Consider the following 16,543-nt stretch of genomic DNA (forward strand, 5'->3'; position numbering starts at 1 on the left):
CCCGCGATGATGTGATCATACCGCGACTTTTGCCGACGCCTCCCCAGCGAAAACCCAGGCACTGAGTAGGGAATATCCATGACGTACGTATATCGGTTCGGCGGCGGCGTTTCGGACGGCGGCAAGGGCGATCGCAACCTGCTGGGGGGCAAGGGCGCGAACTTGGCCGAGATGGCGTCGATCGGCCTGCCGGTGCCGCCGGGCTTCACCATCTCGACCGATTTCTGCGCGGTCTATTACGACGAAGGCGGGCAGTTTCCGCAAGGCCTGCGCGACGAGGTCGCCACCGGGATCGCGCATATCGAGGGCGTGACGGGCAAGCGCTTCGGCAATTCTGCCGATCCGCTGCTCGTCTCGGTCCGCTCGGGCGCACGCGCTTCGATGCCGGGCATGATGGACACCGTGCTCAACCTCGGCCTCAACGACCAGACCGTCGAGGGCCTCGCCACCACGAGCGGCGACGCGCGCTTCGCGTGGGACAGCTATCGCCGCTTCATCCAGATGTATTCGGACGTCGTGCTCGAGCTCGACCATGACGCGTTTGAGGAAGCGCTCGAAATCGCCAAGGAAGACCGCGGCTACTTCCTCGACACCGACCTCACCGCCGACGATTTGCGCGCGCTCGTCGCCGAATATAAGGCGCTGGTCGAGAAGCAGTGGGGCAAGCCCTTCCCGCAGGACGTCCACGACCAGCTGTGGGGCGCGGTCGGCGCGGTGTTCGGCTCGTGGCAGTCCGAGCGCGCCAAGGTCTATCGCCGCCTCAACGACATCCCCGCGAGCTGGGGCACCGCGGTCAACATCCAGGCGATGGTGTTCGGCAACATGGGCGACACCTCAGCGACGGGCGTCGCCTTCACGCGCGACCCCGCCAAGGGTGACCGCGCTTATTACGGCGAATTCCTGATCAATGCGCAGGGCGAGGACGTCGTCGCCGGCATCCGCACCCCGCAATACCTCACCACCGCGGCGCGTGAGGCGGCGGGTGCCAAGCCGCTGTCGATGGAGGAAGCGATGCCGGTGGTGTTCGCCGAGCTCGCCAAGGTGTTCGACCTGCTCGAGACGCATTACCGCGACATGCAGGACATCGAATTCACCGTGCAGCAGGGCAAGCTGTGGATGCTCCAGACGCGCTCGGGCAAGCGCACCGCCAAGGCCGCGCTCAAGATCGCGGTCGACATGGCCGAGGAAGGGTTGATCACGCGCGAGGAAGCCGTCCAGCGGATCGACCCCGCCGCGCTCGACCAGCTGCTCCACCCGACGCTCGACCCCAAGGCGCCGCGCGATGTGCTGACCAAGGGCTTGCCCGCATCGCCCGGCGCGGCATCGGGCCAGGCGGTGTTCGACAGCGACACCGCCGAAAAGCGCGCGAACGCTGGCGACTCAGTGATCCTGATCCGCACCGAGACCTCGCCTGAGGACATTCACGGCATGCACGCGGCGCGCGGCATCCTGACGGCACGCGGCGGGATGACGAGCCACGCCGCCGTGGTCGCGCGCGGCATGGGGCGGCCGTGCGTTTCGGGCGCTGGCTCGATCTCGATCGACGCCAAGGCCGGCGTGATGAAGGTCGGCGACCGGACGATCCGCGAGGGCGATCTCGTCACGATCGACGGCACCACCGGCGAAGTGATGGCGGGCGAAGTGCCGACCGTGCAGCCCGAACTGTCGGGCGATTTCGCCGCATTGATGGTGTGGGCCGATGGCGTGCGTCGCCTCAAGGTCCGCGCCAATGCCGAGACGCCGCTCGACGCCAAGGTCGCGCGTGAATTCGGCGCCGAGGGCATTGGTCTGTGCCGCACCGAGCACATGTTCTTCGATGCGCAACGCATCACCGACGTCCGCCAGATGATCCTCGCCGAGGACGAAGCCGGCCGCCGCACCGCGCTCGACAAGCTGCTGCCCGCACAGCGCAGCGATTTCGTCCAGCTGTTCGAGGTGATGGCGGGCCTGCCCGTCACGATCCGCTTGCTCGATCCGCCGCTCCACGAATTCCTGCCGCACCAGGAAGCCGAATTCGCCGAAGTCGCGCGTTCGGCGGGGATCGACATCGACGTGCTCAAGCGTCGCGCTGCCGAGCTCCACGAGTTCAACCCGATGCTCGGCCATCGCGGCTGCCGCCTCGGCGTGACCTATCCTGAAATCTACGAGATGCAGGCGCGCGCGATCTTCGAGGCGGCGATCGAGGTCGCGGTCAAATCGGGCGCGGCACCGATTCCCGAGGTGATGATCCCGCTGGTCGGCACCGCGCGCGAGCTCGAGCTGATGAAGGCCGTGGTCGACAAGGCGGCGGAAGCCGTGTTCGCCGACAAGGGGCACCGCATCGAATATCTCGTCGGCACGATGATCGAGCTGCCGCGCGCCTGCCTGATGGCGGGCGAGATCGCCGAGTCGGCCGAGTTCTTCTCGTTCGGCACCAACGATCTGACGCAGACCACGCTCGGCGTCAGCCGCGACGACGCCGCGCGCTTCCTGACGACATATGTCGAGCGCGGCATCTACGCGCGCGATCCGTTCGTCTCGCTCGACGTCGAGGGCGTCGGGCAGCTGATCGGGATGGCGGCGGAGCGTGGTCGCGCGGCGCGCCCCGGCATCAAGCTCGGCATTTGCGGCGAGCATGGCGGTGACCCGGCGAGCATCGCGTTCTGCGAGGCGACCGGGCTCGACTACGTCTCGGCCTCGCCGTACCGCGTGCCGATCGCGCGGCTGGCAGCGGCGCAGGCGGCGCTGGCAAAGCAGGGCTGAGCGGGCTCGGCCGCACCGCGTTGCGCGCCATGCTCCCGAAACCCTCCTCCGCATAGCGGGGGAGGGGGGTCGCCAGCCGTCTTCAGGCTGGTGGTGGAGGCGGTACCTCAGGCGCCTGCAGTGCGCCCGTTTCGACGTTTTCCCCCGGCGCATCCGCCGATCCGGCGCGGAGTGCCGCAGCCTGCGCGCGCCATTCGTCGCGCGCGATCAGCCCCGCTGGCAACGCGAGCCGCTGCTCGAGCGCGATTTCGTCGGCGGCCGAGAGCTTCTCGATATCCTCGAACCGCACCAAGCCGAGGCTGAACAGCCGCGTCGCAAGCAGCGCGTCGATCCCGCGGATCCGCGTCAGATCCTCGCGCCCCGGGCGCGGATCGACTCTGGCGTGGGGAATGCCGTTGTCCGCTTCGACAACAGGCTCGTGGGGCGGCGCAACCGTCGCCGGCACGACCTCTGGCGTGACATCGTGCTTCGCGCCGCTCCGCAGCCGCGCGATCGTCTGCTCGGCGTCGGCATGGTCGGCGCGCAGCGACGCAAGCTCGTCCTTCAGGTCGGTCGCGCGCTGCTGCGCCGCGCGGAGCTTGTCCTCGGCATCGCGGTGATAGGCCGCAGAGCTGTCGGCCTGCGCCCGCGCGCGCCGTTTCCATTTGGCGGCATTCGGTGCGCTCGCAAACCCGATCAGCCACCCGCTCAACAGCACGACCGTCAATACGACGAACTGCTCCGATGTAGTAAACAGCATGGCCTCATCCCTCGACATAGCGTCGCGGGATAAAATGCCGGTAACCGCGTCGTGCGGCAAGGGCGCTTGCCGGCACCCCCGCCGCCGCTGTCGTCAATGGTTGAACGCGTCGGAGATCGAGCAAGCCGCCGGGCCGAGAATGACGACGAACAGCGTTGGCAGGATGAACAGGATCAGCGGGATCGTCATGATCGCGGGGAGGCGCGCGGCCTTTTCCTCGGCGCGCATCATGCGTTCGTTGCGGAACTCGCCCGACAGCACGCGAAGCGCAGACGCCAGCGGCGTGCCGTATTTCTCGGTCTGGATCATCGTCGTGACGACGCCCTTGACCGCGTCGAGCTTGACGCGCTGTGCGAGGTTCTCGAACGCCTGGCGCCGTTCCGAGAGGAAGCCGAGTTCGATCGCGGTGAGCGTGAATTCGTCGCCCAGTTCGGGATAGGCGCGGCCGAGTTCGCGCGCGACGCGGTTGAACGCGGCGTCGACGGTGAGTCCCGCTTCGGCACAGATCACGAGCAAGTCGAGCGCGTCGGGCAAGCCCTTCTGGATCGCCTGGGAGCGTTTGGTGACGAGATTGTTGAGGTAGATATCGGGCGCTTTGTACGACAGCACGAAGTTCATCGCGACCAGCGCGTACGCCTTCCACGGCGTCCAACCAGCGAACATCTCGGTACCGTACACGACATAGACGCCGAACACGCCCCAGGTGAGCGGCAGCATCAACCGGCCGAAAATCACCGCGACGGCATATTCCTTCGAGCGGATGCCGGCCTGCATCAGCTTGACCTGCGCCGCCTTGACCTGGCTGTCCTGAAGCACCTTGAGGCCCGACAGCAGCGCCTTGATCCGGTCGGTCGTCTCGTTCTTGGTGACGAGCTTGGCGCGGCGCTTGGTCGATGCGGTGATGCCCGCCTTCAACTGCTCGCGCCGGTCGTTGAGCGCCTTGACGCGCTTGGTCATCGGGTCGCGCGCGGTGGTCGCGGCATAGACCGCGAGCAGCACCATGAACGCCGCGATGCCGGCGAGGAAGGTCGCGACGGTGAAGACGTTGACGCCAAGGATGACGGGGCCAGCGGGATGATCGAGTGGGGTCATCGCATCAAATCTCGAAATTGACCATGCGGCTCATGATGAACGCGCCAAGCCCCATCCAGAGCAGCCCCCCGCCGCCGACGACCATCAGCCGCTGGTCGACGAAGAAGTTCTGCATGTAGCTGCCGTTGATCATCCAGATCATCCCGAACACGATGAACGGCAGCGATCCGACGATATAGGCCGACGCCTTCGACTCGGACGACATCGCCTTGATCTTCAACTTCATCTGACTGCGCATGCGCAGCACATTGGCGAGGTTGGCGAGCGTTTCGGCCAGATTGCCGCCCGTTTCGCGCTGGATCGCGATGGTGATGACGAAGAACTGGAATTCGGGCGTGCCGAGCCGGTCGGCGGTTTCCTGCAGCGCGGCGTCCATCGTCCGGCCGATCTTCATCTTGTCGGTGATGCTCTTGAACTCGACGCCGACCGGACCGTCGACCTCGGCGCCGACGACCGCGATCGTCTCGGTGATCGGCAGGCCCGAGCGCAGGCCGCGCACGAGCAGCTCGATCGCATCGGGAAACTTGCTGGTGAATTGCGCGATGCGGCGCTTGATGAAGAAGCCGACGACCATGTGCGGCACGCCACCCCCGATCACGACGCCGAGCAGCAGCCCGAGCAGCACCGGCAACCCGATGATCGACAGCAGGATCGTCACGCCCATCACGATGCCGATCGTCGCCATGCCGTATTGGCCGACGGTCCAGGTCTTGCCCGTCATCGCCAGCCGCTTCTTGAGCAGCGCAGGGCGGGGCAGGAAGCGCGCCGCGGCAGCATCCATCTTGGTGCCTTGCAGCGACGAGATGCGGCGCATCTGGGCGTCGACCAGCGTATTGGCCGAATCGCCGTGACGCGCGCGCATCGCCGCGACACGCCGCGTTCGAGCGCGTTCGGGCGAGGGGCCGGCAAAGGCGAACGCGACCAGCATCAGCATGATCAGCGCGCCGCCACCCAGCGAAAGAATGGGCATCAAGTCCATGAGCCTATCAAGCGCTCCGCTTCGTTACGACGGCGTTTACGGCGCCCCCAAAAACTGACCCAAAAACCGACATCGGCGTGGCTTCACGCCTTCTTCTTGCGCGACACCAGCGCCTTGAAGTCGAATTTGCCGACGAGCGAAGTGCCCTTGGCGGCAGGTTTCTTCTTGCCGCCGGTATCGATCGACTCGGCCGAATCGCCGACCGCCATCAATTTCGTCGCGAGGTCGATGATCGGCAGGATCGTCTTCGAACCCTTGCCCGCCTCGGCAAACGGCTTGCCGAGCTTGGCGGACTGCGCCGCGAGCTTCTGATCAAACACGATGCTGAAATCGATCTTGCGCTCGATCGACCCCTCGAAGTCCTTGCGGCTGATCTCGAGCTGCGCGACCGGCTGGACGCGGTTGGCGACGACCACGACTTGCGTCTGCGGCGCGTTCGACTTCATCCACGATAGCAGCCGGATCGTGTCGCGGGCGGCCGCCAGAGTCAGTTCGGTGACGATCACCGCGACTTGAATGTCCGAGATCAGGTGCGGATGCTGGACCAGCATGGTGCGCGGCAGATCGACCACGGTGCATTCGAACGCGGCGCGCATTTCCTCCTGCAACTGGTAGAAGGCCGATCCGTCGGTCATCAGCGGCGAATTGATCGGCGCCTCGGCCGACAGCACCGACAGGCGCTCGCTCGATTTGACCATCGCGCGTTCGATGAACAGCCCGTCGATGCGGCTCGGATTCTCGATCGCGTCGGTCAGGCCGCGGCCGGGCTCGAGATCGAGCGACAGCGCGCCGGTGCCGAAATGCACGTCGAGATCGAGCAACGCCGTGGTCCGCGCGCCCTTTTCGCTCAGCACCCAGGCGACCGAGGTCGCCAGGCTCGACGCGCCGACGCCGCCGCGCGCGCCGATAAACGCGGTCGAGATATGCGGACGCTCGGTCCCCGCTTCGACCGCTTTCGGCGCGTTGAGGATCGCCTGCGCGTTGGTGAAGGCCTCGCGCAGCATGTCGGGGTTGAGCGGTTTCAGCAGATAATCCTGGATCCCGCTGACGACGAGATCGCGATAGAGCCGGACGTCGTTGACCTGGCCCGCCGCGATCACGACGGTGCCGGGCTCGCACACCTCGGCGAGCGCATTGATGTCGTTGAGCGGGTCGCCGCTTTCGGACAGATCGACGAACAGGATCTGCGGCGAGGCCGAGACCGAGAGCGATTGCACCGCGTTGCGCAGGCCGCCCTTGTTCACCTTTTCGGGCGCCCAGCCCATTTCGGTGACGATCGGCCGTAGCGTCTCGGCGGTGGTCTCGTCGCAGACATAAGCGGAGAAGGGATCGCGAAGACCCATCCGGCCGGGATTGAACGGTGCGTTCATTATTTGCCTCCGGCGCTTTCGGCCTTGATGGTGGTGCCGCCGGCGCCGCTCGGCGGGGCCTTGCGGAAGCTGTCGATCGCCTTTGCCGAAGCGGACTGATCGGCGACGCCGTTGCCCGTCTGGCCGAGCACGAGATCGGCCGGGTTGGCGATCATCGCAGCGAGCGTCGCGTTGCTCGCACAGCCATGATTCGAGGACGTGTTCGCCTCGAAATCGGTCGAGCTATCACGGCTGAAATCGGGGCAGCCGGGGACGCTCGCCTTCATCCGCGTCACCACCACACGGACGGTGCCCGCGGTGATCGGCGCGTTGGTGACGGGCGCGTCGTCCGAGACGAGCAAGCCGTAATGCGCCACCTGGCGCGCCACCGCCTCGCGCACGCCAGCGCCGTAGGGGTTGGGATCGTCGATCGCGACTCGGTCGCCATAGCCGACTCGGAGCGAGGCCATCCAGCCGGCGAGACGCTGTTCTTCGCCGGGTGCGAGGTCACCGCCGCTGGTCGCGACGTCGAGTGCATAGTCGCTGCGGCTGACGACCGGCTGGTGGACCGATTCGAGCCCGCGATTCTGCGTGCCGGCGCATGCGCCGACGAGCAACGCGGGGGCGAGGGTGGTCGCGATCAAGAGACTGCGCTTGAACATGATCATGTTCCTCCGGCCTTAGTTGCTGAAACCGGGCGCGACATTGGCGCCCCTTTTGGGCTTGCCCGCGGGTGCGGGAAGAGCGGGCAGCGGTGCGCTGTCGCGATCACCCGGTGCCGAAGGCGCGCGCTGCGGCACTTGCAGCGCGGCCTGGAAGGCGGGCTGCATTGGGTCGCGCGGGGCCATTGTCGGCTTGGGACGATCGCCGCCGGTGGTGCCGCCGCCCAATTGCCCCATGAACACGCGGCCGAGATCGGTCGGCGCCTTATAGCCATCGGTCGGCAGGACGATGTCGGCGGCGTTGACCGGCTTGACCAGATACGGCGTGATCACGATCACCAGCTCGGTCTCGTTGCGCTGGAACGCGTTCGAGCGGAACAGCGCGCCGACGACGGGCATGTCGCCGAGCGCCGGCGCCTTGTCGATCGAGTTGTTGTGGTTGTTCGACAACAGCCCGGCGATCATCATGCTCTGGCCCGAGCCGAGCTCGACCGTCGTTTCGGCACGCCGCGTCGTCAGCGCGGGGATGCTGACGCCCGACAGCGTGACCGCGCCTTGCGACGACAGCTGCGACACTTCGGGGCGAACGTGGAGCGAGATGCGCCCGTCGGAGAGCACCGTCGGCGTGTAGGACAGGCTGACGCCATATTGCTTGTAATCGACTGACACCGCGCCGAGCCCCTGCGAGATCGGGATCGGGAATTCGCCGCCGGCCAGGAACGAGCCGGTCTCGCCCGAGATCACGGTGATGTTGGGATTGGCGAGCGTCGAGACTTGCCCGTCGCGTTCGCCCAGATCGAGCGAGGCGAGCAGATCCATGCCGAACGCGCGCCCCGCGATCCCGAGCGCAGTGCCCATGCCGGTCGCGGCCGGGAAGGCGAATTGCGTCTGGCCGGGCTTTAGGCCGCTCGCGATCAGCGTCGGATCGCCGGGCACGCCAGGGACGGTCGTGATGGATGCCGCGCGGCCCTGATTGAGGTTGAAGATCGCGCCGCTGCCGATCTGGCGGTTGGCGAGATTGACGCCGATATTCTTGACGAAGCTGCGGCTGACTTCGGCGATCCGCACTTGCAGATTGACTTGCAGCGGAGTCGCCGCGCGCAGCCGGTTGATCACGCCGATCTTGAGCCCGGTCTCGGCCCCTGGCACGACGCCGGGGTTGAGCAGTCCGCTCACCAGCCGTTGTGCCTGGGCGCTGTCCTCGGGCGAGGCGACCGTCCCGGTCAGCACCGCGATCTGGCCGACCGTGGTGACGCGGATGTCGCTGTCGGGCATGGCGAGCTTCACCATGCGGTCGATCGAGGTCAGGTTCTGGCTAACGCGGATGTTGGCGGCGTAGATCACAGCACCGCTCGCGCTCGTCGCGAAGATCGTCGACTCGCCGAAATCCTTGCCGAACAGATGGATCTGGTGCGGGTTGCTGACATAGACGTCGGCGACACCCGGGTTCGAGATCCACACGTCGCTGACGCTGGCGGGCAGGTTGATCAACTCGCCCTGACCGGTCGACAGCGTAACCTCGTTGGTCGGCCGCACCGTGCCCGTGGGGGCCGATCCGATATGCGTCACGGCGTGGCTGGCCGGGCGGGCGGGCGAGCCTCGCCGCGGTGGCTTGCCGCCTGCGGCGAGGAGCGGAGCGGGTGCGCTGGCGACCAGCGCTGTCAGGACCGTCGCCGAAACGGCGCGGTGCAGGAAGCCGAGGTTGCGCATCACTTCTTCCCCTCAACGGCGACATCGGTCACCGCATTGCCGCGAACGATATGGACCATCGGCCCGGCGCGTACCGCACCCCCCCCGGGAAAACCGCCGCTTGGAGCGACCATGCCAGGGGCCCCTGGAGCGCCGGCCTGGGCTACTTTTCCCGGAACCGAGCTGCGCTGGAAGCGCGAGACATCGGCACCCGTCGCCATCGTGCCGCCACCCGCCGAGGGCGAGGCCGCGATGCGCGTGAGCATCGCCTTTTCGGCCTTGGGGTCTTCGGGCATGGTGACGTTGCCGCTGGCGATCGCCTGTTCGAGATCGCTGTTGTTGTCGGCGATCGAGCGCAGCGACAGCGACAGCGAGCCGAGCGTCTGCGCGACGGCAATCTGTTCTGCGATCTTGGGCGTTGCCTCGATCGTCACGTTCGAGAAGGTGCGGACGACCGACTTGCCGTCTTCGCCGACGCCATTGTCGGTGCGCTGATCGGTGGCGAGCACGCGCAAGTTGCGCATGATCGTCTCGGCCGCCTTGAGCGGGGGACCATCACCGCCGCCCACCACGGCCTGCGTCAGGATCAGATCGATTCGGTCGCCTGGAAACACGAAGCCCGCGACGCTCGTCTGAGTCTGCACGGGTACGGTGACGGCGCGCATGCCAGGCCCGAGCGCTGCAGCGAGGAACCCGCGGTCGCCCGGCTTGACCAGCGCGCCTTGCGTCAGCGGCTGCCCGGCGGTGATCGCGTTGCGCACCACGGTGCCAAGCAGCGTACGCTGATCGAAGCCACCCTTCTTGATGAAATAGGCATTCTCGACGAGCTCCTTTGGCCAGGGCTGGAACTTCAGCGCAGTGGCATCGAGGATCGTGCCGACCGGCAGCGCCTTGGTCGCGACGAGCACTTCGGGCCCGTCGACCACCGGAGCGGCGACCACGGCATTGGCTTGCGGCGCCGAACTGCCGACGATCAGCGATCGCGCCATGAACGCGGTGATCGCAGCGACGATCAGCGCTCCCACCAGCAATAGGACCTTGCGACTATCCATTTCGAACCTTTCGAACGTGGGCGGTTGAGCCCGCGTTAAGCATTCACACCAAAGTGGTTAAAAAGCGGTTCACGAAGCGCGAACAAGGCGGCGATTGCGATCGCGACGCCATAGGGGATCTCGATCGGGGTGGTCCGACGGCGGAGACGATGCTCGATCATCACCACCGCGGTCAGCGCGCCGCCGACCAGCGACATCACGATCAGCATCCACACCAGCGGCACCAGCGGCAGCCACAAAGCGAGCGCGCCGATCATCTTGACGTCGCCGCCGCCCATCCAGCCCAACTGGAATGTGGCGATGAACAGCGCGAATACGATCAGCGCGAGCCCGAATTGCGCGGCCATGTCGGGCCACACCGCGAGCCCGCACGCCCACCAATAGAAGGGCGCGAGCAATGCGATCGCGGCGTTTTTCCAATTTGCGATATCACGCGTGCGCGCGTCCTGGATCCCGGCCGAAACCAGGATCAGCGCCAATGTCGCCACCAACACAATCGAAAGAGTATCCCCACGCATGCGGGAAAGGCCTAGACGACAGGCCTTTCGAAACCGTAACCATGATCCATGGTTTCCCCCCAGCTGTATCGACGCGCGATTCCCGCCGCGGCGCGGATCACGCGCTGGACTGCGCCCGACGGCTGGGCGCTGCGCCGGTTCGACTGGCCAGCGAACGGGCCCGCGCGCGGGCGGATGCTGTTCCAGGGCGGGCGCGGCGATATCTTCGAGAAATATCTCGAGGCGTTCGCGCATTGGCAGGCGCAAGGCTGGTCGATCACCTCGTTCGACTGGCGCGGGCAGGGCGGCTCGGGGCGGCTCTCGCCCAATCCGCATGTCGGGCATGTCGACGATTTCCAGCTCTATATCGACGATTTCCGCGCGTTCTGGGCGGAATGGCGGGCCGAGAGTGCCGCTGGCACTGGCGGGCCGCTTGTCGCGATCGGACACTCGATGGGCGGGCATTTGCTGCTGCGCGCGCTGGTCGAGGGTGCGGCGGAGCCCGATGCGGCGGTGCTGGTCGCGCCGATGCTGGGGCTACACAGCCCGCTCGGTGCGACGCTCGGCGAGCGCCTCGCGGTCCTGCTCGGCGGGATCGGCGATGCCGCGCGGCCGGCGTGGCGCGGCAATGAGAAGCCCGCGACGACCGAAACCCGCCAGGCGCTGCTGACGCACGATCAGGATCGCTACGAAGACGAGCTCTTCTGGCAGGCGAGCAAGCCAGATTTGCTGCTTGGCCCGCCGAGTTGGCGCTGGGTGATCGAGGCATTCCGCTCGACTCGACGGTTGCGCGCCGATTCGCGGTTGAAAACGCTCTCCGTGCCGCTGCTGTTCGTCGTGCCCGAGAACGACCAGCTCGTCGCGCCCAAGGCCGCTTACGGCGTCGCGGCAAAGCTGCCCGATGCGCAGGTCGCGCGCTTCGGCGTGGAATCGGCGCACGAAATTCTCCGCGAGGTCGATGCGGTGCGCAATCGCGCGCTGGGCGCGATCGACGGCTTTCTGGCGGCGCGGGCACCCGGACCACGCGCATGAAGCACTACGATGTCGCAATCGTCGGTGCGGGAATCGCGGGCGCGAGCCTTGCCGCGGCGATCGCGCCGTTCGTGCCGGTGGTGCTGCTCGAGGCCGAGGACGTGGCGGGCTATCACGCGACGGGGCGGTCGGCTGCGTTCTGGTCGGAAACCTATGGCGGCCCGGGGATCCAGCCGCTGACCACGGCGTCGGGGCCGGCGCTGCGGGCAGGCGGGTTCCTGCAGGATCTCGGGTCGCTCCATATTGGCCGCGCCGAGGATGCGCCCGCGATCGACGCGTTTCTTGCCGAATTTGCCGGGAGCGGCGTCGCGCTCGACCGAGTCGACCCGCACGCGCTCGTTCCCGGCCTGCGTCCCGAATGGACGCTCGGCGTGCTCGAGGCGAGCAGCACGTACATCGACGTCGCCGCGCTGCACGCCCATTACCTCGCCCAGGCCAAGCGCGCGGGTGCGACGCTGCTGGTCTCGGCACCGCTGCAAAGCGCCGAGCGGCGCAACGATTGCTGGGAAGTGCAGACCGGGGGCGGGCCGGTGAGCGCGCCGATCCTCGTCAACGCCGCGGGCGCCTGGGCCGATCAGGTCGCTGGGCGCGTCGGAGTCGCGCCGATCGGGATCACCGCGTACCGCCGCACCGTCGTGCAGCTCGCGACCGACCCGGCCGCACCCGATACGTTGCCGCATATCGCCGACATTTCGGGAAGCTTCTACTTCAAGCCCGAAGCAGGCGGGCGGTTGTGGCTGAGTCCGCATGACGAGACCGAAGCACTCCCCGGCGATGCCCAGCCCGAGGAACTCGACGTCGCGATTGCGATCGACCGATTCGAGCATGTCGTCGACTGGACGATCACGCGCGTCGAGCGGCGCTGGGCGGGATTGCGCAGTTTCGCGCCCGATCGCTTGCCCGTTTATGGCTTCGCGGCCGAGTCGCCGGGCTTTTTCTGGTTTGCCGGGCAGGGGGGATTCGGCATCCAGACCGCGCCGGCCGCCGCCGCCCTGGCCGCTGCGCTGCTGCTCGGCAGGGAGCCTGATCCAAGCGTCGCGGGAATCGATCCCGCGCGATATGCTCCGGGTCGGTTCGTCGCGGTAGCGTAACGACCGAATTCGCGCTATGCCTGCGGCTCATCCGGGAGAGCGATGATGGCGCATAAGTTCGTGATCGAGCAGAACAAAGCCGGCGAGTACGTCGCAAAGTTCAAATACAATGCCGAGCTGATCTGGTGGACCGAAGGCTATTCGAGCAAGGCCGGCGCGAAGAACGCGATCGAGTCGGTGCTCAAGAACGGCCCGGGCGCGCCGGTCGAAGAGGCCTGAGGCCGAGGCCTTACCCGCGTCGCCCGGCGAGCACCGCGGCATCGCTCGCCAGCCGATCGGCGCGCTCATTGTCGGGGTGGCCGGCATGGCCCTTGACCCACACCCAGTCGATCCGGTGCGGCTTGGCGGCGTCGAGCAGCGCCTGCCACAGTTCGGCATTCTTGACGGGCTGCTTCGCGGCGGTCTTCCAGCCGTTCTTCTGCCAGCCCTTGATCCACTTGGTCAGCCCATCCATCACGTAGCGGCTGTCGGTCGATAGCGTAACGCGGCACGGGCGCTTGAGCGCGTTGAGCCCCTCGATCGCCGCCATCAGCTCCATGCGGTTGTTGGTGCTGGGATTTTCACCGCCCGACAGTTCCTTTTCGGTCGCGCCCGAACGAATCAGCGCACCCCAGCCGCCGGGGCCGGGATTGCCCTTGCACGCGCCATCGGTGGCGATTTCGACGCGAGTCATTTCGGCGGCAGTATCGGTCATGGGAAGAGGTCGTCCGTGGCATAGGTCTGGAAGCGCCGCAGATAGGCCAGCGGATCCTTGCGTGTCACCAGCGCATCGGCCGGGGTGTTGAGCCAATCCCACGCGCGCGACAGGAAGAAGCGCAGGCACGCGCCCTTGGCGAGCGTGCCGAGCAGGCCGCGTTCGGCATCCGACAGGCCAAAGCTCGCATCATAGCCGTCGATCAGCGCCGCGCCGACCTCGCGATCGACCGAGCGGCCCTCGGCATCGAACGCCCAGGCGCTGTGCAGGATCGCGACGTCGAACGCACGGATATCGGTGCACGCGAAATAGAAATCGATCAGCCCGCTGACCTGATCGCCGCGCATCAGCACGTTGTCGGGGAACAGGTCGGCGTGGATCGTCGCGGTCGGCAAGTCGCTCGGCCAGTCGCGCAGCACGGTGTCGAGCATCGCACTTGCCTCGGCGTGCAGCCCCGGCGCGATCGAATCGAGATCCGCGCCGCAGCGCTCGAGCAGCGGCTGCCACGTTGCGACGCCCATCGAATTGGGGCGCTCGCGCGTGAAATCGGCGAGCGCGGCGTGCATCCGGCCCATCGCCTGCCCGGCGGCGAACGCTTGCGCCGGGGTCGGGTGCGTTACCGATACGCCCGGCAGGAACTGGATCAGGCAGGCCGGCCGCCCCTCGAGCATCTGGATCGAAATGCCGTCGCGGTCCTTGATCGCGGGTGGCACGGGGTTGCCGCGCGCGGCGAGATGATCGAGCAGATCCATGAAATAGGGTAGGTCGCCGCCTTCGACGCGCTTTTCGTAGAGCGTCAGGATGAAGCGGTCGGTCGTCGTGTCGACGAGATAGTTGGTATTCTCGACCCCCTCGGCAATGCCCTTGGAGGAGACGAGTTCGCCGACATCATAGCGCGCGAGGAAGGCGGCCAGCAGTTCGGCCGAGACGGGAGTGTAGACAGCCATCGGTCAGGCAGCGGCGACGGCGTCGAGTTCGCGCGGCAGCTTGAAGATGATCGTCTCGCGCTTGGTTTCGACCTCTTGCTCGCTGACCGCATAACGTTGGCCGAGCAGATCGACGAGTTCGCGCACCAGCAGTTCGGGGGCCGACGCCCCGGCGGTGATGCCCAAAGTCTTGACGCCATCGAGGAAGCCGAAGTCGAGGTCGGCGGCGCGTTCGATCAGCCGCGCGGGCGTGCCCTCGCGCTCGGCGACTTCGACGAGCCGCACCGAATTGGACGAATTGGGCGCGCCGATCACCAGCACCGCGTCGCACGCATGCGCGATCGCCTTGACCGCGGTCTGGCGATTCGACGTGGCGTAGCAAATGTCCTCGCCGCGCGGCGAGAGCATCGAGGGGAAGCGCCGCTGCAAGGTCGCGACCACTGCGGCGGTATCGTCCATCGACAGCGTCGTCTGCGTCAGGAAGGCGAGGCTGTCGGGGTCGGCGGGGGCATAGGCCTCGGCATCGGCGACGGTCTCGATCAGCGACATCGATCCTTCGGGCACTTGGCCGAAGGTGCCGATGACTTCGGGATGCCCGGCATGGCCGATGAACACGATGTGCCGCCCCGCCTCGACCAGCCGCTCGGCCTGGCGATGCACGCGCGAGACGAGTGGGCACGTCGCATCGAGGAAGATCATGCCGCGTTCGGTCGCCTTGTCGGGAACCGCCTTGGGAACGCCGTGCGCCGAAAAGACCACGGGTACGCCCTCGGGCACTTCGTCGAGTTCCTCGACGAACACCGCACCTTTGCCGCGCAGCATGTCGACGACGAAGCGGTTGTGGACGATTTCGTGGCGGACATAGACCGGCGCGCCGTATTTCTCGATCGTCAGCTCGACGATCTGGATCGCTCGGTCGACCCCGGCACAAAAGCCTCGCGGGGCGGCGATGATCAAATCGAGTCTAGGCTTGGAAGCGGGCACCATCAGGCAGGGAGCCTACGCGATTGCTTGCGCGGGCGGAAGGCGGTTCCTATGGTGAAGCGCCCTCTGTGCCGAGAATTCTCATCGGCCAGCGGATTCCTTTTGCATGAATAAGGTGCGTGCCCCCGTGACACTCCGGAAATCGACCATCGCCGCTCCAGTGTTCCTGCTGTCGGCGCTTTCGCTGCTCGCGGGGTGCAAAACGACGGGCGACTTCGACGAAACCGGCGGCATCACCGCGATCCGCAGCGCGTGCCCGAGCGTCGCTGTCCCAGCGCATACCGGCGACATCACGCTGTTCGACCCCGCCACCAGCCGCGATTCGAGCGCGATCGACGTGACTGCCGTGCTGACCAATGTGCGTTCGACCTGCGACGATACCGGCGCCGACGTGGTGACCACCGTCACCTTCTCGGTCGAGGGGCGGCGCGTCCGTACCGAGGCGGCGCGCGACGTGACGCTGCCGTATTTCGTGACCGTGGTGCAGGGCGGCAATGCCGTCGTTGCCAAGCGCATCGGCCGTTCGGTGCTGCACTTCGACGCTGGCCAGGCGCGCGCCGTCGTCCAGGGGACCGGCACTGCGACGGTATCGCGCGCGGCGGCGACCCTCCCGGACGACGTCCGCAAGAAGCTGACCGAGAAGCGCAAGGCCGGCGGCGACGATGCTGCGGTCGATCCGCTGAGCCGCCCCGAAGTCCGCCAGGCGGTGCTCCGCGCGACCTTCGAGGCGCTGGTCGGATTCCAGCTGACCGACGATCAGATGAAATATAACGCGACGCGGTGATCTGGCGCGTTGACTCGCTTGCTGCAGCGCGTCAAACCGAATTGGTCGATGCAGGGCAACCTGGATAGGCACGCGCGGGAGAGTGCCCGGGGGTCCGCAAGGATCAGCCGGGCCGCCGAAGGAGCAACCGCCCCGGAATCTCTCAGGCAACCGGACCGCGCGGGCTAACGACACTCTGGAAAGCGCTTCCGCCGCGTTGGTGGGGGCCACCGAAGGGGTAAGCCTGCAACA

General features: G+C 66.9%; 16 protein-coding genes and 1 riboswitch. Of the genes, 5 read left to right on the forward strand and 11 right to left on the reverse strand.

Annotated features, from left to right (window positions below; all coding sequences use genetic code 11):
* Nucleotides 1–78 precede the first annotated feature (78 nt).
* Entirely contained in the window at nucleotides 79–2,742 is a 2,664-nt protein-coding gene (gene ppdK, locus ACP7C5_RS03075) for a pyruvate, phosphate dikinase (protein ID WP_426263149.1), read from the forward strand.
* An 82-nt stretch (nucleotides 2,743–2,824) separates the two neighbouring features.
* Here the strand turns inward: ppdK and ACP7C5_RS03080 are convergent, their stop codons facing one another.
* The 8 genes from ACP7C5_RS03080 to ACP7C5_RS03115 all read right to left on the reverse strand — a co-directional run bounded on the left by ACP7C5_RS03080 (nucleotide 2,825) and on the right by ACP7C5_RS03115 (nucleotide 10,822).
* The gene (locus ACP7C5_RS03080; RefSeq protein WP_426263150.1) at nucleotides 2,825–3,481 is read right to left on the reverse strand and encodes a hypothetical protein; all 657 of its coding nucleotides are present in this window, start codon (nucleotides 3,479–3,481) and stop codon (nucleotides 2,825–2,827) included.
* Nucleotides 3,482–3,574: 93 nt separating this feature from the next.
* The gene (locus ACP7C5_RS03085; protein ID WP_133189683.1) at nucleotides 3,575–4,573 is read right to left on the reverse strand and encodes a type II secretion system F family protein; all 999 of its coding nucleotides are present in this window, start codon (nucleotides 4,571–4,573) and stop codon (nucleotides 3,575–3,577) included.
* A gap of 4 nt (nucleotides 4,574–4,577) precedes the next feature.
* On the reverse strand, nucleotides 4,578–5,552 hold the full coding sequence (locus tag ACP7C5_RS03090; protein ID WP_189675347.1) for a type II secretion system F family protein: 975 nt from the start codon (nucleotides 5,550–5,552) through the stop codon (nucleotides 4,578–4,580).
* An 83-nt stretch (nucleotides 5,553–5,635) separates the two neighbouring features.
* Nucleotides 5,636–6,922 (reverse strand): pilus assembly protein CpaE, encoded by a 1,287-nt coding sequence (locus ACP7C5_RS03095; protein WP_133189679.1) that lies wholly within the window; start codon nucleotides 6,920–6,922, stop codon nucleotides 5,636–5,638.
* Nucleotides 6,922–7,563 (reverse strand): CpaD family pilus assembly protein, encoded by a 642-nt coding sequence (locus ACP7C5_RS03100; RefSeq protein ID WP_133189677.1) that lies wholly within the window; start codon nucleotides 7,561–7,563, stop codon nucleotides 6,922–6,924. The genes ACP7C5_RS03095 and ACP7C5_RS03100 overlap by 1 nt, the downstream gene beginning before the upstream one ends.
* An 18-nt stretch (nucleotides 7,564–7,581) precedes the next feature.
* Nucleotides 7,582–9,273, reverse strand: coding sequence for a type II and III secretion system protein family protein (locus tag ACP7C5_RS03105; RefSeq protein WP_426263380.1), 1,692 nt, complete (start codon nucleotides 9,271–9,273; stop codon nucleotides 7,582–7,584).
* Entirely contained in the window at nucleotides 9,273–10,304 is a 1,032-nt protein-coding gene (gene cpaB / locus ACP7C5_RS03110; RefSeq protein ID WP_189675345.1) for a Flp pilus assembly protein CpaB, read from the reverse strand. The genes ACP7C5_RS03105 and cpaB overlap by 1 nt, the downstream gene beginning before the upstream one ends.
* A 35-nt stretch (nucleotides 10,305–10,339) precedes the next feature.
* Entirely contained in the window at nucleotides 10,340–10,822 is a 483-nt protein-coding gene (locus ACP7C5_RS03115; RefSeq protein WP_426263151.1) for an A24 family peptidase, read from the reverse strand.
* A gap of 48 nt (nucleotides 10,823–10,870) precedes the next feature.
* Between ACP7C5_RS03115 and ACP7C5_RS03120 the strand changes: the two genes are divergently transcribed.
* Genes ACP7C5_RS03120 through ACP7C5_RS03130 form a run of 3 tightly spaced genes read left to right on the forward strand, consistent with a single transcriptional unit; the run spans nucleotide 10,871 to nucleotide 13,143 of the window.
* Nucleotides 10,871–11,833: an alpha/beta hydrolase gene (locus ACP7C5_RS03120; RefSeq protein ID WP_322160203.1), complete on the forward strand. Its 963-nt coding sequence runs from the start codon at nucleotides 10,871–10,873 to the stop codon at nucleotides 11,831–11,833.
* Nucleotides 11,830–12,924 carry an NAD(P)/FAD-dependent oxidoreductase gene (locus ACP7C5_RS03125; RefSeq protein WP_426263152.1) on the forward strand — a complete coding sequence of 365 codons (1,095 nt, stop codon included), beginning with the start codon at nucleotides 11,830–11,832 and terminating at the stop codon, nucleotides 12,922–12,924. The genes ACP7C5_RS03120 and ACP7C5_RS03125 overlap by 4 nt, the downstream gene beginning before the upstream one ends.
* 45 nt (nucleotides 12,925–12,969) lie before the next feature.
* Nucleotides 12,970–13,143, forward strand: coding sequence for a YegP family protein (locus ACP7C5_RS03130; RefSeq protein ID WP_189675341.1), 174 nt, complete (start codon nucleotides 12,970–12,972; stop codon nucleotides 13,141–13,143).
* Between the two features lie 10 nt (nucleotides 13,144–13,153).
* Here the strand turns inward: ACP7C5_RS03130 and rnhA are convergent, their stop codons facing one another.
* The 3 genes from rnhA to ispH are packed head-to-tail and all read right to left on the reverse strand — an operon-like array spanning nucleotide 13,154 to nucleotide 15,531.
* On the reverse strand, nucleotides 13,154–13,618 hold the full coding sequence (gene rnhA, locus ACP7C5_RS03135; protein WP_133189665.1) for a ribonuclease HI: 465 nt from the start codon (nucleotides 13,616–13,618) through the stop codon (nucleotides 13,154–13,156).
* Complete coding sequence (gene thrB, locus ACP7C5_RS03140; protein ID WP_426263153.1) at nucleotides 13,615–14,565, reverse strand: homoserine kinase; 951 nt, start codon at nucleotides 14,563–14,565, stop codon at nucleotides 13,615–13,617. The genes rnhA and thrB overlap by 4 nt, the downstream gene beginning before the upstream one ends.
* Before the next feature lie 3 nt (nucleotides 14,566–14,568).
* Nucleotides 14,569–15,531 carry a 4-hydroxy-3-methylbut-2-enyl diphosphate reductase gene (gene ispH / locus ACP7C5_RS03145; protein ID WP_426263154.1) on the reverse strand — a complete coding sequence of 321 codons (963 nt, stop codon included), beginning with the start codon at nucleotides 15,529–15,531 and terminating at the stop codon, nucleotides 14,569–14,571.
* A 103-nt stretch (nucleotides 15,532–15,634) separates the two neighbouring features.
* Here ispH and ACP7C5_RS03150 point away from each other — a divergent pair, with 103 nt between their 5' ends.
* Entirely contained in the window at nucleotides 15,635–16,312 is a 678-nt protein-coding gene (locus ACP7C5_RS03150) for a hypothetical protein (RefSeq protein WP_426263155.1), read from the forward strand.
* Nucleotides 16,313–16,377: 65 nt separating this feature from the next.
* Nucleotides 16,378–16,480: riboswitch (glycine riboswitch) on the forward strand.
* Nucleotides 16,481–16,543 lie beyond the last annotated feature (63 nt).

Origin of the sequence: Sphingomonas sp. PWP1-2, assembly GCF_049898305.1 — a bacterium.
In the GTDB taxonomy this organism is placed as follows: domain Bacteria; phylum Pseudomonadota; class Alphaproteobacteria; order Sphingomonadales; family Sphingomonadaceae; genus Sphingomonas; species Sphingomonas glacialis.

Coding starts and splice junctions, on each gene's coding strand:
- ppdK (WP_426263149.1), top strand. CDS start 79: ATGACGTACGTATATCGGTTCGGCGGCGGCGTTTCGGACGGCGGCAAG.
- ACP7C5_RS03080 (WP_426263150.1), bottom strand. CDS start 3,481: ATGCTGTTTACTACATCGGAGCAGTTCGTCGTATTGACGGTCGTGCTG.
- ACP7C5_RS03085 (WP_133189683.1), bottom strand. CDS start 4,573: ATGACCCCACTCGATCATCCCGCTGGCCCCGTCATCCTTGGCGTCAAC.
- ACP7C5_RS03090 (WP_189675347.1), bottom strand. CDS start 5,552: ATGGACTTGATGCCCATTCTTTCGCTGGGTGGCGGCGCGCTGATCATG.
- ACP7C5_RS03095 (WP_133189679.1), bottom strand. CDS start 6,922: ATGAACGCACCGTTCAATCCCGGCCGGATGGGTCTTCGCGATCCCTTC.
- ACP7C5_RS03100 (WP_133189677.1), bottom strand. CDS start 7,563: ATGTTCAAGCGCAGTCTCTTGATCGCGACCACCCTCGCCCCCGCGTTG.
- ACP7C5_RS03105 (WP_426263380.1), bottom strand. CDS start 9,273: ATGCGCAACCTCGGCTTCCTGCACCGCGCCGTTTCGGCGACGGTCCTG.
- cpaB (WP_189675345.1), bottom strand. CDS start 10,304: ATGGATAGTCGCAAGGTCCTATTGCTGGTGGGAGCGCTGATCGTCGCT.
- ACP7C5_RS03115 (WP_426263151.1), bottom strand. CDS start 10,822: ATGCGTGGGGATACTCTTTCGATTGTGTTGGTGGCGACATTGGCGCTG.
- ACP7C5_RS03120 (WP_322160203.1), top strand. CDS start 10,871: ATGGTTTCCCCCCAGCTGTATCGACGCGCGATTCCCGCCGCGGCGCGG.
- ACP7C5_RS03125 (WP_426263152.1), top strand. CDS start 11,830: ATGAAGCACTACGATGTCGCAATCGTCGGTGCGGGAATCGCGGGCGCG.
- ACP7C5_RS03130 (WP_189675341.1), top strand. CDS start 12,970: ATGGCGCATAAGTTCGTGATCGAGCAGAACAAAGCCGGCGAGTACGTC.
- rnhA (WP_133189665.1), bottom strand. CDS start 13,618: ATGACCGATACTGCCGCCGAAATGACTCGCGTCGAAATCGCCACCGAT.
- thrB (WP_426263153.1), bottom strand. CDS start 14,565: ATGGCTGTCTACACTCCCGTCTCGGCCGAACTGCTGGCCGCCTTCCTC.
- ispH (WP_426263154.1), bottom strand. CDS start 15,531: ATGGTGCCCGCTTCCAAGCCTAGACTCGATTTGATCATCGCCGCCCCG.
- ACP7C5_RS03150 (WP_426263155.1), top strand. CDS start 15,635: ATGAATAAGGTGCGTGCCCCCGTGACACTCCGGAAATCGACCATCGCC.